Origin of the sequence: Sporomusa acidovorans (assembly GCF_900101845.1) — a bacterium.
GTDB classification, from domain to species: Bacteria; Bacillota; Negativicutes; order Sporomusales; family Sporomusaceae; genus Sporomusa; species Sporomusa acidovorans.
On sequence record NZ_FNAM01000004.1, the window covers coordinates 1 to 14,534 of the forward strand.

Below are 14,534 nucleotides of genomic sequence, written 5' to 3' on the forward strand. Positions count from 1 at the left end.
AATCTGGCTCTCCCACGATTTAAACTATCATAGCCGATGGCTACAAAAATTTTATATGTCTTTGGTGAAAAATAATCTGTTATGCTTTCCAACTCAACAATAGGTAACCCTAAAAAAGTATTATCCTTTATATAACTACTCTCAGCACTAAATGCCACAACTTTATAAGGTGAATCATAGGAAAAATAGTCCATTGCAATTTCGGCAATTTCACCAAGTCCCACAATTACAATATCTTCCCTACTTTGCATTATATGTCCGCCTTTTTACTTGTTTCCATTTGTACAAGAGCCAAGATATCTCCAGCTGTTTGACATTGTGATAATTTTTTCCCAGGAACGGTTACATTATAAATATCATCTATCATCGCAATAGTCGCCATTACCGCCAATGAATCCCAACTAGTATCTTTTAATACCAGACCTTCATTAACCTTTGCTGGAGAGATTTCTAGCATCTCTGCAAATTTTTCATAAAATGCTTTATTTTCTATCACAAAAAAACACTCCCATCAATTGCTATATTTCAATCAAACAGGCCCCCCATGAATAGCCTACCCCAAAACCTACCAACATAACTTGATCCCCTGCCTTAATCTTCCCAGCATCAAGTGCCATTTTTATCGCAATTGGGATGCTGGCCGATACAGTATTACCGCACTCACTAAGATCAATCCAAAACTTTTCTTCAGCTATCTTCAGCTTTTTGCGCAAATGGTCAAGTATAAACTTGTTTGCCTGATGAAAAATAAAATAATCAATTTGATCAATTGTTTTGTTTTCTCTATCCAAAATGTCTTGTACAACCTTAGGCACTACCCGCAACGTAAAATTAAAAATTTCCGGCCCGTTCATATACAAATTGGCCTTACTGCGAATGTTGCCGTTCTCATCAGCCTGTTCAATAAGTTGTTCATTTCTTATAGGATTTCTAGCACCTCCGGCAGGAACAATTAAATTCTCCGCTCCAACGCCGTCAGTCCCAACTACAACAGATCCCAGACCGCTAGAGGACGATGCCACCAATAAGACAGCTGCCGCTCCGTCGCCAAAAATAGTTCTTGTCGAACGATCTTGTGAATTAATATACTTTGAATAAGTCTCAGCCGCAAGCAGTAATACCTTCCTGGCCATGCCGGATTCAATCAATCCTTTTGCAATAGCCAAACCATAAATAAAACCGGAACATCCTTGATTAAAATCAACCGCTCCACAATCGGCGCGCAATTTTAATTGATGATGAATCAAACACGCCGAAGCTGGCAAAAAATAGTCTGGACTTTGCGTACAAAACAACAAAAAGTCAACATCATCAGCTCTACATATACCTGCCGATAATAGTTGCTGTGCAGCTTTAATACCTAAGTCTGTAGAAGTTTCAAACGCATCTGCTATGTGCCTACTGCTGATACCTGTCTTTCTATAAATTTCTTCAGATGACCATTGCAAATTCATTTCTTCTATTAAATTTTCGTTACTTAAGGTATTTTTTGGCAAATAATACTCAATTGCCTCAATTTTTGTTTGAAATCTCATATATTCCTCCAAACAATTTCACTATCTACATCTTTAACCTGTAAGATCTCGGTCTTCATACCCCTGAAATGCGTTCCAAAATTCAGTAGTTTTGCCAATTCACCTTCCTGCTCATCAACGGTTTAAAATATGCTTCTTGACAGTATTAATGCCAACAACTCTTTTTGAATTACAAAATCTTCTCATTTTTATGAAACACATCCTTAGTATTTTTTTGGTAATTTCTTCCTTTGATTCAGTACATTACCATTTAATTGCTTGGAATTTTTCAAGGTTCTTCATATAAGACTATCGTGGATTAATCGATTTCTGAAAGCATTTACCTTATTTATAATAAATTCTCCTAATCTATTGATAAAAGCGTCTTAGCAGTATTAATACAATATAAATATTTATGAACTGTTTCTTCATCATAAAGTTTATTAGTTTGATTAGCGGATAACTCAAGCATAAAATGTGAATTAGCTTCCAGCCATGTACTCAAAATTTTCTTATATTCATTCTCTGTTTCAATAAAGCAGTTATGTTTATATGAGTCATTGATATAACCATAGCTATCAATTGCATTTTTTATTTTCAAGTAATCGTTATTAGTATTTTGTCCATTATGTTGTCGAAAAAAGCTCAGAGTATCACTAATATAAATAGCATTTCCTTTTCTTAATAATTCCAGCCATTGTGTTATATCACCTAAAGCTTCATATGGCTTGTCAAAATATACGCCAAACATACCAGCAGTATATTCTTTTTTTATTAGAACAGTAGTACCTTCTCCTATAACATTTAAAAAATTAGTCAAAATAAATTTACCTAGACTTTTTCCATTTATAATTGTAGTTTGGTCAAACAACTTTTGTGTTGCTGCACGATCTGGTAAAAATTCTCCTTTTTCATTAATTAATTGTCGATACGAAGTAACTAGTGTTATATTTTCTAATTCAATATAATAGTTCATCATTATTTCAATTTTTTTAGGATGAAAAATATCATCATGCAAAAGAATATTATAATATTCTCCATTACTTAGATGATATATATTTTTCAAATTATTATATCCATATTTTCCTAATTGACCATTATTATTTATATATTTAATATTTTTATTCTTCTTTAAATATAATTCCATCAAGTTTCTAGTACGATTATCCGTGCTATCGTCACCAACAACAATTTCTATATTCCTATAGGTTTGATTAATAGCACTCTCTAATGCAATTTTAAAATATTCTGGCTCGTTATAGGTTGGTATCAAAATACTAACTAAAGGATAAATATCTCTCGAGTACTCATTTAAAAAAATTTCTTTATCGCGTTCAAACTCTGCTTTGTTGTCATCTGCAATATTATCATATAAACACCAGGGTTTTTCTTGATTAACAACAGCTATCTTATATTCTTTTTTCCTGAACTCAACACATTGACCAACATCGTGGTAATACTTGCTGCAAAATATGTCTTCACGCCACTGAACATCATATTGTGTAACCATTATGCAACCATCTAATACTTTTACTTCTTCGCAAATCTCTTTCATTGTATTAAATGTTACTAACTCTACTTTCGCGTTATTTCCTATATATTTCTTGCCTATCTTGTGCCGTGATTCCTGCCAAATTCCACTTGTTGGTATGGTTTTTGCACCTAATATACCTAAAATACCAATTTGAGGATTTTGTAAAATACTAAGAATATCATTAAGAAAATTCTTATTGAAAATAAACAAACTATCCTGTAAATAAACCTTATATTTCGCATTAGTTTTAGCTATAGCCTGATTATAAGCTTTAGCATAGTTTTTATTACTCACTACTACTTTATCAACTTGAAATCCGCGAGGTATTATAAGATTATCTATATATTTAGCTGACTCCTGATAATATTCTTCATTTTGAACATTCCAAATGAAACATATTTTTTTATCATCCATCAAAAGACCCTCACACTTCAATTTGTTGCAGTATTTGAATTATGTTATCAGTTTTGTACTTTAGTTTAGTTAAATGTTCTTTTGCTTTTACTTTATCACCTAGCATAAAGTAAATAATTCCCAAATTCATAAGCACATCTTGATTTTCAGAATTTATATTAAATGCATACCGAAATACCTTTATCGCGTCTTCTACATAGTTTTTATTATAAAGAACGGCTCCAATATCATTCAATACTTGATCTACCGAAACGGTACATTGCTTGGTTTGGAGAATAAGCGAAGAAATTGACATTGCGTTATGAGTTAATAATTCAATAATCTGCTGTACACTAGAATCTACATCAATGCAATTTTCTATTCTACGCAATAAAAACTTCAGTCTCGTATTTTCTTGACATATAGTCATTATTGCTGCAGAAGATGAAGCAATATTATAAATATGGGTTAAATATTCACGTATAGCATTTAGTTCTTGGTTATAGCAATCTGTATTAATTATTTTTTGGCTATAAGACATAATTAAATTCCTTAGGGGAATTAAATATTCTTTTATCTTTTCACTTTCTTGGGGAGCGTTACCATCTTCCCACGGTTTCCAGTTTCCTTCGTAGTATTGTTTAAACACATGATAATATAGTTGCGTAATTAGGTAATATTTATTAGTTTCCCGATTAATTTTATTATACTTATCCCAACTTGAGTCGGAAAAATAAACTTTCTCATCAAAGTTAGCTACAATATATTCTAATACAGCAACAATTGAATCAATTCTCTTTTTCATATCAAAGGTAAAATTGTTCTGGTGCTGACGATACGCAATTAGGGGCTCACTCAAATACTTTATTTTCATACCTTTTTGCATGCATAAAAGGGAAGTTAATGTATCGCCAGCAGTACCATTACTTAAATATGGAATATTATTATCTTTAAAAAATTTTGTTTTAAATAACCCTTTCATAGTTAGAATTCCTGACCCACCACGTCTAAATGTTTCAAGTACAATTTGCTCCGCATTGTATTGCTGGAACTGCCATTCATTTATTTTAATACTCTGCTCATTTACAATACTCAAATCACAATATACATAATCAATACAGACATCCTCTTTCGCTTTTCGTACTAACTTTTCAATAGCAGCATTATCCGCAAAAAAATCATCTGAATCAAATAGCATAAAATACTGGCCCTTAGCACTATCAATAATTTCTTGACGAGCCAAATCTGGGCTTCCACTATTTTGGCTATGTTGAATTACCTTAATATTTTTATGTTTTCTAGCGAATTTCTGCAACTTTTTAAATGATTTATCTGTTGAAACATCGTCAACCACAATTATTTCGAGATTTGTGTAGGTTTGATTTAGCATCGAAGTAATACATTCATCTATATATCTTTCAGCGTTATAGTTAGTTACACCAATTGTGACTAAAGGATTCTTTTTTTTACACGTTTCTTTCGCATTCAAGAGCTCATAAATTTCGTGTATTTGCTTTGTTAGCGAATAATGATCAATCACAAATTGCCGATAACATTCAGGTTCATATGAATTATCCAAAATAATTTTTCTAAACTCAAAACTATTTTTAAAAATAAATTCACTAGGCCAAATATCTCTACTTTCTCTCCAAGCAAAAATGACAGGTTTTAATCCTGCCAACATGCCTTCTCCAACCGAGTAGTGGAAGGATTCTTCAATTGATGAAGACACTATAAAACTCATATTTTTTAGCCAATTATTAAGATTATCCACTCTGTCAACAAATATAACCTTATCTTGTAACTGTAATTCCTGGAGCATTGTATCTATAGCCATTTGATACCGCAAATCCTGATAATCTCCCCGAATAAACAATCTATATTCAGAATCATTTTGAATTAACTCATAAAAAAATTGCAACAAAAGATCTATGCCCTTGCGATAATTAATATTGCCAATACATGCTATATTTTTATTTTTCTCTTTACCTTTAGTAAAATTAAACTTATCAATATCTATCCCATTACGAATAACGCATGTTTTTTCTTTAGAAATACTCATTCCAAATCGTTGAAAAAACACTTCTCGTTTATGTTCAGCAACAAATATTAACTTATTCACTACAGACCAATTAATTTTTGCCGGCATGTCTGTAAACACTTCATATCCATGAATCCGAACAAACACTTTTTTATTTTTTATTCCCGGATATTGTGTGGCAACGATAGTTGACTCATTTCCCCACTCAAGCCATATAATGTCTGCCCAATCAATGGCAGCATGAATTTCTTGATCATTCTCTATAATATACTTTTTAACAACATATCTTTTAGAGAGTTCACGGCTTATATCATGTATAAAGCTGTCCAATCCCTTTATACAAATAATTGCTAATTTATCAGTGGAAATTAAAGGCATCATAACGGCAATTCGTTCGCAAGCAGCTTGAATTATTTCTATTTGTTGATTGGCTTTTGCGTTTTTTTGCGCCTTAGTATAAAAGTTATATGCTGCTTCTATTTCACTTTTCATCTCTGCGATATATCCCAGATTATATAGTAAATCAAAATATTGGGGATTTATCTCTAATCCCTGTTCTGCAGCTTTCTGTGCCGCTTCAATATTTCCATGTTTTAAATGAAGCACACACTGTATTGAATAAACTTCCGCATCGTTATTTACCATCTTCATATATTCATTCAATAAACTTTGCGCTTCTTGGAATTTTTCAATATTGATAAGCTTTAATATATTGTCTTTCACCTGCAAATTGATCATCTCAAGGTTTTCCGTCATAACATCCACACTTTCTTAGCAAATGTAACCTATTGCTTAGACAAAAGGAGTTCTGCTGTGTCGAACTCCTTTTAGTCAATTTTGAGCATCTATTCGATATTTATTAATTTAAAAGAATTCTTGATTCTAATAATATAGCTTCCATATCATTAGGCACAATATTTTTGTATTCATTCAGAATAGTTTTAGCCTCGTCCATTTTTCCGCTATCAATAAGCTGACAAATAGTGGATTTGACTTGGGTTTTATATTCATCAAACTCATTTTTCTGTACTGTAATGGCGTTTTGCATTTCTTTTAGCAGCATCTGAATGCCACGATTCATGGCTGGGAAAGCCGCTAAAGCCATGCGAAGATATTTAGCATATTCATTTTGATTGTTTTTTCGATTAATTTGAGCATAATACATATACAATAAAAATACTTCTTCATCATTCTTTAGTTCATAAACCATTTCATTATCAAATACATAGGTACTATACACCGTTTGTAGATAATTAATACCTTCTTGCAGGTACTTGTTAAATACATTTCTATATTGTTCATCATCCAGTTTATTTAGTAGTAATGCATACCGGGCTAATGTCTTATTTAACTTGTAATCGCAAAACTGTCTACTATCATCATGCTTTTGCAAATAGGTATACAAATACTCACTCAAATCCTCGTGGTGTTTTGCAATATAATCAAATGCGCAGCTTAACCATACCTCTTTAAAATTAGTTATTAAGTTAGTTAACGGACAATCCCATTTTAATAGATAAAAAAGTATATCACTGCAATAAACGGGGATATTGACTAACTCCAATTGTTCTACAGCAAACTGCGTATCTGGTGAAATATAACCGTTATGGTCTTCTTCTATTAACCCACATAATAAACCAAACTCGGAATTAATATTAGAGAAAATATGAGCAATTGCAATTTTCATTGATTTTTCAACTTTTTCCATTGCTTTTGCTAATTGCTCAAAAAAAGCAGCTTGATGCCTATCGCTGATGCGTGTTTTAAAATAGGTATACATTTCGTTAATTTTATCGGTAGCTATATATAGTTCAATAATCGTCAATATATTGTCACCAAGATACTGTTCATCAGTTATTTTTTCCGCATAATATAAAGCTTGGTCATAAAGCCTTTCACGCTTTGCCATTCGCGACATATTATAATAAACCAATTGCACAAAAGTTAAAGAATATTCAATAACCGTAACGTCTCGCTCTTGCTGCTGTTCTCGCACCTCCAGTAAGTGAAGATATTTTTCAAAGTAGCGCATGGCTTCCGGATAATTATCAAGCATAGCTTGTGATTCGGCATAATAGTAATATACATCCAAATAGCCTTCTTTGATCGATAGAGATTCCCGGCAAAACTGAGCTACTTTGTCGTACTGATTTTGATGTTGATAGACTAAAATCAGTTGCAAAAGCACAAACATATAGTTGTGAGTCCTAATTTCGGGTAATAAAGAATAAGCTCTTTCGGCATATTCAATTGCTTTTGTATAATCACTATGCATAGCATAAGTGACTGATAATTGCGTCCAATAATAGATATTCTCTGGGTCTTTTTCCAGTTCTTTGTGTAAAATAGCACTGGTACGTAAAAACTTGCGTTCCATCAATTCTTTATCATTTGCTACATAACCATAGTGAAGTACAGATACTTCCGGTATGGCAAGCGTCTCACCCTTAAATACTGCCTGATTGTGCACGGCTCCTTCATAATGAAAATAGCCGTCGTTTTTAAACAACCTAAAACCAACTTGAGATGAATATGCACCTGTTTCCAAATCAACGATATTTTTTCCGGTGATAGCCATTGCGCCATATTGATTTCTTTTAGGCGAGTGTAAAAAATCGATCAGTGGCTGGAACACTTCTAAAATTTCATCGCCATCTGTAATATAAATCCATTCACCTTTTGCATAACTAAGTGTTATGTTGCGCATAGCCGAAAAATCATTATTCCAAGGATGGAAGTGAATTTTATCTGTAAAATGTTTGGCTATTTCTACGGTTGAATCTGTTGAACCCGTATCTACGACAATTAGTTCGGATTCAACAGCATCCCTGAGTGGTTGGAGGCTTACCAGACAACGTTCAAAATACTTCTCTTCATTTTTTACCATTATACATATACTTAATCTCATAGGAAGGCCTCCCTTGAATGTTAGCAAACTTTAAATTATCATAAATAATAGGCTATAGACAAAATTCTTCTAAAAAAATTTTCTATATAACCTATAATCTACTATTTTTTCTGTAAAATGATTTTAAAAGAGACTCTGGAAGTTCCAGAGTCTCTTTTAAGTTGTAACAACTTAACAAATCAACCTTGCAGTAATTGCAATACAGTTTGCGGCTGTTGATTAGCTTTAGCCAGCATAGCGTTAGCAGCCTGCTGTAGAATGCTGTTTTTCTGATAAGTCGTCATTTCTTCCGACATATCTACATCACGAATACGGGATTCAGAGGATGTGATATTTTCGTTAGAAGTATTCAAGTTATCAATTGTGTTAGTTAAGCGGTTTTGATAAGCACCTAAGGCAGACCTTTGTTTAGATACAGCATTGATAGCCTTATCAATAGCAGTGATTGCTTTATTGGCATTAGCCTGTGTGCTTACATTGATGCCTGCTACTACAGTTGCATTGGCAGCCACATCTTTATTATTTAATACAGCCGCCGTAGAATCAATTGATTTAGAAACAAAGGTTGTCGTCACGCCAGTAGCAGCTAGTTTACTATAGTCAAAGGAAAGACTTACTGTCTTATCTAAATTACTGTCACCAACAGTTGCAGAGGTATCGCCTTTGTGAACGGTTACTGAAGAGCCAACATTACCCGAAGCATCAGTTAGTTGAAGAGTGGTTTGTGATGCTTTAACTCCAAAACTCCAAGTGTCGCCAGCTTTAATGGCAGCATTAGAGAATTTCATCTGCATACCATCAATCGTTACACCAGTGGTAAAGTCACCATTTACCGTAGTCCAACTAGTACCATTGTCTGTAGAATAGGTAATGCTGTTTACAGCAGTACCAGCAGTACTTGTACTAGCAACTTTTACTAAGTAATTAGCATTACTAGTTCCCGTATAGTTACTTACTGCGGTAATGCTGAAAGTAGCTGATGAACCACTATCCTTATAAGTCTGCGTTACAGCGCTAGTGTACGTAGCAGCTGTATGGCTGGCAATCTTTACAGTATAAGTAGTCTTGTCATCCAAGCTTCTCGATACACTGGAAATATTTAAGCCAGAAGAGTTTTGTTTAACGGAAGCAGCCGTAATAATGTTGTCGGCTACGCCCAAAGACTGAGCATCCATAGCGCTTACAGAAATGGCCATGTTTTGGTTGGCATTGGCACCGATATGGAAGGTGTCGCTCAGGCCGCCTGCCAGCAGGTTCTGGGTGTTGAATTCCGTGGTATTGGAGATACGGCTGATTTCTTTGGCCAGTTGGTCAACTTCAGCTTGGATTTTTTGACGGTCATCAGTGGTATTGGTATCGTTGGCTGACTGTACAGCCAGTTCGCGCATTCTTTGAAGAATGCTATGAGTTTGATCCAAACCGCCTTCTGCTGTCTGTAATAAAGAAATGCCGTCTTGCGCATTAGCGGAAGCTTGTTTCAAGCCGCTGATCTGACCTCTCATTTTTTCCGAGATAGCAAGACCAGCAGCGTCGTCAGAAGCGCCGTTGATGCGGTAGCCAGTGGACAGTTTTTTCAGTGAAGCGTTGGCAGCGCTGCTGTTTTTGTTCAGCGCATTAAGGGTATTCATTGCGGAAAGATTGTGATTAATGATCATTAGTTATGTTCCTCCCTGATTGTAATATTCAGGCATCCTTGCCCAAATGTATTTGTTGCGGCACACTCTTGCTCACCCCGGCCGGTTGTGAACTAAGAGTGTTTTTGTCCCTACAATACTAATATCGTAGAAATTAATAAAATAATAAGAGGTTATTTAATATTTTTCCAACATTTTTTGGCGATATTTAATTCAATGTTGTATTATCTGACAGTTTTTTCAACTTTGTAAGCTTCCTAAAGTTAAACATTGTTATTACATAAATAAATTAGAGCCAATTCACTTTACGATTGGCCCTAATTTCAAAGTTGGTATTTTTTAGTTATGTACTGCTATTTAAATAATTTCCCACAAAATTTATCTTGCTTTCGTAATGTTTCGCAACATTCTCCCGCTGTTTCATGGAGTTAAAGACTTTATGAAAATTCTGCAGCATGGCCGCATTTGTTTTTTTTATCACTTGCAGCAGCATTTTTCCGTCATCCGAATTATAATACGCCTCATCAGGCATAGTTTCGATCTGCTGCTGCAGATCACCCCGCTGGTCGACTAAGGAATGAAATAAATCTAAATCATTCAGCAGCAGAAATTTATTCATTTCCCGGGTCAAAAATAAATAATCCTGCCACTTTTGTTGTAGTTCTTGATTACTCATTTTATTTCGCTTCCGCCCGCTCACGGCGCACTTGCTTGATGACTTGCACCCACGTATCGCGGAATTCTGTCAGCAGTTTTTTGGCTTGTTCCAGCGGCGCTTTCTCTTTGTTGATATTCCCCTGCACCAAACAGTGCAGAATATATTCCTCAATAATTAACCAGTTTTTTGAAATTTCATAATCAGTATCCGTTGTCACCATAAGCTCATGCACTATATTTTGCGCTCGCATGTTTTTGTGGTGGGCTTTTTCAAGATCCTTTTCTTCCAGGGCATGCAGGCTTTCTGTAATAAACCGGATTGCGCCGTTATACAGCATCAAGGTCAGTTCTTCCGGCGGCGCCGTCATAATTTGCTGTTGTTTGTAAACATTCGCTGTGGTTGCGGCATCCATGACAATATCCCCCTTATTATTGGTTCAACCTTTCCAAACCATAGGAAACTGTCAAATTACGAACCAAGCATAGCGCTTAATTGGCTGGTCTGTTGGTTCAGCTTCGCCAATGCTTCTTCCATCTTGCTATATTTATTATAATATTGGGTTTCCAAAGTCTGTAATTTCTTACTCATAGTCGAAATTTTATCAGCATATTCTTTATTTTGTTTGCCGAGTACACTTGTTAAATCACCGGCAGTAGCGGACTTAGTGCCAGCTTCGTCGACAATATCATTTATGGCAGTATTTGTATATTTATACAACCGCGTCGCAATCCCATTGCGGCTGGCATTAAAGCTGGAGTCAGAGGTACTACTGCTGCTATTGTCAGTTGTGCCAAAGATTTTGTAAACAGCATCGGGATCGTCTTCTAATGCAGCCCGCAGCTTGGTTTCGTCCACATACAGCTTGCCTTCTTCTGTCCAGTCGGAACTTGTCGTAATCCCAATGCTTGACGCGCTTTTATACTTGCCGTCAATACCGGATACAGCATCTGTAAAAGCGCTGCGCATAGAATCGCGCAAGGTTTTTAAAATAGAATCATTATGCAAAAGGCCAGTTTTTGCCTTCGTCGTCCAGAGAGTAACATCATCGTCCTTCATAGCGTCTTTTTGATCATCGGTCAGGGGCAGATAATTTCTGTCATATTTTTCATCAAGCTTAGTATTTATGGATGCCAGCATAGTGTTGTAATCATTAACAAAGGTTTTAACGCTGCTGATTACTTTTTCTGTATCGTTTTGCACCATAATACTGGCATTGCCCGTTGATTGCAGGTTATAGGTAACACCGGCCATGGTAAAGGAATTTTTCGATTGGTTAGTTAGAACCCCATCAATTTTTACCTGCGCATCTTGTCCTTTTTGTGAAGTAAGCAGCAACCCGTTTGTTAGAAAATTCTGGGCAGTAGCATCACTGCCGCTTAAATCCAAAATAGCACCGCTATTTTTGGCTTTTAGCGAGAACTTGCCGTGTTCGAACGTAGCCGTGGCTAAACCGGTTGCATTAATCGCATTTAAAATTTCTTGCATGGAATTATTATAATGAAGTGTAACGGATTGTGTATTCGTACCGTCGGAAATTTTTATTTCAAAAGCAGTGTCGTTGCCCGGAAAAATAGCAGCATTTAAATCTGTGCCCACCCGTTCCGAACTGCTTACGCCGGTACTGCCAATCACTGCAGTATCATCCACCACCGAAGTGAGCTTCAACTGATTATTCAAAAAAGAAATAGCTGCCGCGTCGCTGCCGGTTAGCTGAATGGGATTGGCGTCATCTTTTGCTTTAAGAATAAATTTGCCGCTGCTGTCCATACTGGCAAAAGCGGCTTGGTTGCCACTAGCATCTTTTATATTGTTAATCTGATTAATAATATCACTCAGTGAAGTCTTGGTGGTATCCACCGCAATATTAGCAACAGTACCATCACCCATAGTGAGCTTTAGGTTAAAACTTCCGGCCAAACCGGCAAATTGGCCTGCTAAATTGGCGGTATCGGAAAAACCAATGGCGGAACTGCTCGTAACGCCACTAGTCGTAACATTGTTAAGTGCACTCAGTTTTAATTTATTCGTAATAAAATCCAACCCTTGCGTGCTGCTGCCACTGTAATCAATACCGGTACTGGCGCCAATCCCATTAGTATAAATAACAAAACGGTCTTGATTCGCATCATAAGTAGCTGAAACACCGGCGCCTGCTTTATTAATTGAACTAACTAATTCATTAATACTTTTGGAAGAATCAACGGTGATGGTTTTGCCGTTAATTTGCATAGAAAACGTGCCGCTTACACCAAATTGTTTAGCTATCGTGCTTTTATCCGTGCCTGTTGTAATCTTATCTGTGCTGGTTTGCGTTACGCCACTGGCCAGTTGCAGCACATTAACGCTATGATTAATGGGCGCGGCATCGCCATTGGCGGTAGCCGTTACGGCTGAGCTGTTACTGGAAACTACGGTTTTGGCCGCCAGCGTACTCTTCATCTGAAAGTTGTAAATCTTATCGTTACGAAAACTGCCAATACTGGTATAAAAAGAATTATAGGCTTCCTTTCGCCAGCTTACCAGGGTCTGCTGCTGTGTCAGTTTATTATAGGGCTGCCGTGCGGCAGTCATCAGTTTTTCTACCATGGAATCTACATCTATGCCGGAACCGCTTAAGCCATATGTACGCATTAAACTATTCGTACTATTTATACTGCTTGTCATACTAAACCCTCCCTTAAATCAAAATTATTTTATACTTTTTTATCCAGCAACGCTCCGACAAATTCATGAAGCCTTGCTAAACTATCCAGAAAATCCCTTGGAGGCGCCTCACGAAGTACTTTATTTTTAGCCACATCCACAACCTGAACCATCAATGTTTCCGTCTTCTGATGTAAAACAAATCTTATGTCGGTGTTAATGTACTCCATAAAATCATTTAGCTCATCAGTCATATCTTGGACTTCGTTTTCTGGCAACAGCTTTGTTTCATCTTTTTTTTCAAGGTCTTGCTGCTCGCCAATATTGTCCTGATGGGAAACTATTTCAAACTGAGTCGATGCTGACTTTGGAATTATTACTCTTCCGGTTGGGTAAGTGGCCACAGTTTGTATATCCATGAAAATCGCCTCCGTGCTTTTTACTATGCTTTTATAGATACATCTGTCGCCGCCTCCCTGGCAACGAAACAGGATGTATTATGGCCTGTTAATTTTGATATCTTTCAAAACTTCTATAACACCAGCTTGAGCTGGTGCAGCCGCTTGTTTATTTTCCTTAACAATGGCATCATAGATTTCTCCACGGTAAATCTTTATCTCTTGGGGAGCTTCAATGGCAAGGCGAATATTCTCACCTTTAATATCAACAACCGTGATTACAATGTCATCACGTATGACAATTCTTTCGCCCACTTTTCTCGTAAGCGCCAGCATATCATTTGCCCCCCTTGCCCGGTTGCTTATCAAACCCATTGGGAAACAAGCGATGACGGGTAGTATAGGCAGTTTTTTCCAGAATCATCTGGATAGCTTTTCTGCTTTCGGTATTAATAATAAGCGGCGCCAGCAGGTTTGCCGTCATTTCTTCCGGATTGGCCGGTACGCTGACGATATTGTAAATACGAGGAAGATTCGTAGCAGTTAGTCCGATTTCCTTGGCAACCTGGTCGTCAAGACTAAACTCATAGTCTTGAAAAAAAGCAAATGGGTCTACTAAAGTAAAAGTCAAATTCGGTTCATTCACCGATTGCAAAAAAGCAAAAGGATTATTCTCTTCTACAGGCAGACAAGCAAACTCTCGTTCGTCCGGAAAACCTGGCAAACCATGGGGGAACTGTAATAACATGTCCTCAGACACTTCTATATCGCCAAACCGGGTTGTATGAATTAACATAATGTACTCCTCGCT

General features: G+C 36.2%; 13 protein-coding genes. All 13 read right to left on the reverse strand.

What is annotated here, in order from left to right; genetic code table 11:
* Window positions 1-251 (reverse strand): LbetaH domain-containing protein (locus BLR65_RS04595; RefSeq protein WP_218130620.1); only part of this gene is annotated, 251 nt, incomplete at its 3' end.
* The gene (locus BLR65_RS04600; protein WP_211285148.1) at window positions 251-496 is read right to left on the reverse strand and encodes a phosphopantetheine-binding protein; all 246 of its coding nucleotides are present in this window, start codon (window positions 494-496) and stop codon (window positions 251-253) included. The genes BLR65_RS04595 and BLR65_RS04600, both read right to left, overlap by 1 nt.
* A 22-nt stretch (window positions 497-518) precedes the next feature.
* Window positions 519-1,535 (reverse strand): 3-oxoacyl-ACP synthase III family protein, encoded by a 1,017-nt coding sequence (locus BLR65_RS04605; RefSeq protein ID WP_093792979.1) that lies wholly within the window; start codon window positions 1,533-1,535, stop codon window positions 519-521.
* Between the two features lie 343 nt (window positions 1,536-1,878).
* The gene (locus BLR65_RS04610) at window positions 1,879-3,462 is read right to left on the reverse strand and encodes a glycosyltransferase (RefSeq protein WP_093792981.1); all 1,584 of its coding nucleotides are present in this window, start codon (window positions 3,460-3,462) and stop codon (window positions 1,879-1,881) included.
* A gap of 10 nt (window positions 3,463-3,472) precedes the next feature.
* A complete protein-coding gene (locus tag BLR65_RS04615; RefSeq protein ID WP_093792983.1) occupies window positions 3,473-6,238 on the reverse strand; it encodes a glycosyltransferase in 2,766 nt (921 codons plus the stop codon).
* Between the two features lie 103 nt (window positions 6,239-6,341).
* The gene (locus BLR65_RS04620) at window positions 6,342-8,390 is read right to left on the reverse strand and encodes a glycosyltransferase family 2 protein (RefSeq protein WP_093792985.1); all 2,049 of its coding nucleotides are present in this window, start codon (window positions 8,388-8,390) and stop codon (window positions 6,342-6,344) included.
* Between the two features lie 179 nt (window positions 8,391-8,569).
* Complete coding sequence (locus BLR65_RS31325; protein ID WP_093792987.1) at window positions 8,570-10,045, reverse strand: flagellin N-terminal helical domain-containing protein; 1,476 nt, start codon at window positions 10,043-10,045, stop codon at window positions 8,570-8,572.
* A gap of 322 nt (window positions 10,046-10,367) precedes the next feature.
* Window positions 10,368-10,700: a hypothetical protein gene (locus BLR65_RS04630; protein WP_093792989.1), complete on the reverse strand. Its 333-nt coding sequence runs from the start codon at window positions 10,698-10,700 to the stop codon at window positions 10,368-10,370.
* A 1-nt stretch (window position 10,701) separates the two neighbouring features.
* Window positions 10,702-11,094 (reverse strand): flagellar export chaperone FliS, encoded by a 393-nt coding sequence (gene fliS / locus BLR65_RS04635; protein WP_093792991.1) that lies wholly within the window; start codon window positions 11,092-11,094, stop codon window positions 10,702-10,704.
* Between the two features lie 56 nt (window positions 11,095-11,150).
* Entirely contained in the window at window positions 11,151-13,346 is a 2,196-nt protein-coding gene (fliD, locus tag BLR65_RS04640; RefSeq protein ID WP_093792993.1) for a flagellar filament capping protein FliD, read from the reverse strand.
* Between the two features lie 29 nt (window positions 13,347-13,375).
* A complete protein-coding gene (locus tag BLR65_RS04645) occupies window positions 13,376-13,744 on the reverse strand; it encodes a flagellar protein FlaG (RefSeq protein WP_093792995.1) in 369 nt (122 codons plus the stop codon).
* A 78-nt stretch (window positions 13,745-13,822) separates the two neighbouring features.
* Window positions 13,823-14,059 carry a carbon storage regulator CsrA gene (gene csrA, locus BLR65_RS04650; protein WP_093792997.1) on the reverse strand — a complete coding sequence of 79 codons (237 nt, stop codon included), beginning with the start codon at window positions 14,057-14,059 and terminating at the stop codon, window positions 13,823-13,825.
* Between the two features lies 1 nt (window position 14,060).
* Entirely contained in the window at window positions 14,061-14,519 is a 459-nt protein-coding gene (gene fliW / locus BLR65_RS04655) for a flagellar assembly protein FliW (RefSeq protein ID WP_093792999.1), read from the reverse strand.
* Between the last annotated feature and the right edge of the window lie 15 nt (window positions 14,520-14,534).

Coding starts and splice junctions, on each gene's coding strand:
- fliS (WP_093792991.1), bottom strand. CDS start 11,094: ATGGATGCCGCAACCACAGCGAATGTTTACAAACAACAGCAAATTATG.
- csrA (WP_093792997.1), bottom strand. CDS start 14,059: ATGCTGGCGCTTACGAGAAAAGTGGGCGAAAGAATTGTCATACGTGAT.
- BLR65_RS04610 (WP_093792981.1), bottom strand. CDS start 3,462: ATGGATGATAAAAAAATATGTTTCATTTGGAATGTTCAAAATGAAGAA.
- BLR65_RS31325 (WP_093792987.1), bottom strand. CDS start 10,045: ATGATCATTAATCACAATCTTTCCGCAATGAATACCCTTAATGCGCTG.
- BLR65_RS04630 (WP_093792989.1), bottom strand. CDS start 10,700: ATGAGTAATCAAGAACTACAACAAAAGTGGCAGGATTATTTATTTTTG.
- BLR65_RS04615 (WP_093792983.1), bottom strand. CDS start 6,238: ATGACGGAAAACCTTGAGATGATCAATTTGCAGGTGAAAGACAATATA.
- fliD (WP_093792993.1), bottom strand. CDS start 13,346: ATGACAAGCAGTATAAATAGTACGAATAGTTTAATGCGTACATATGGC.
- BLR65_RS04620 (WP_093792985.1), bottom strand. CDS start 8,390: ATGAGATTAAGTATATGTATAATGGTAAAAAATGAAGAGAAGTATTTT.
- BLR65_RS04645 (WP_093792995.1), bottom strand. CDS start 13,744: ATGGATATACAAACTGTGGCCACTTACCCAACCGGAAGAGTAATAATT.
- fliW (WP_093792999.1), bottom strand. CDS start 14,519: ATGTTAATTCATACAACCCGGTTTGGCGATATAGAAGTGTCTGAGGAC.
- BLR65_RS04605 (WP_093792979.1), bottom strand. CDS start 1,535: ATGAGATTTCAAACAAAAATTGAGGCAATTGAGTATTATTTGCCAAAA.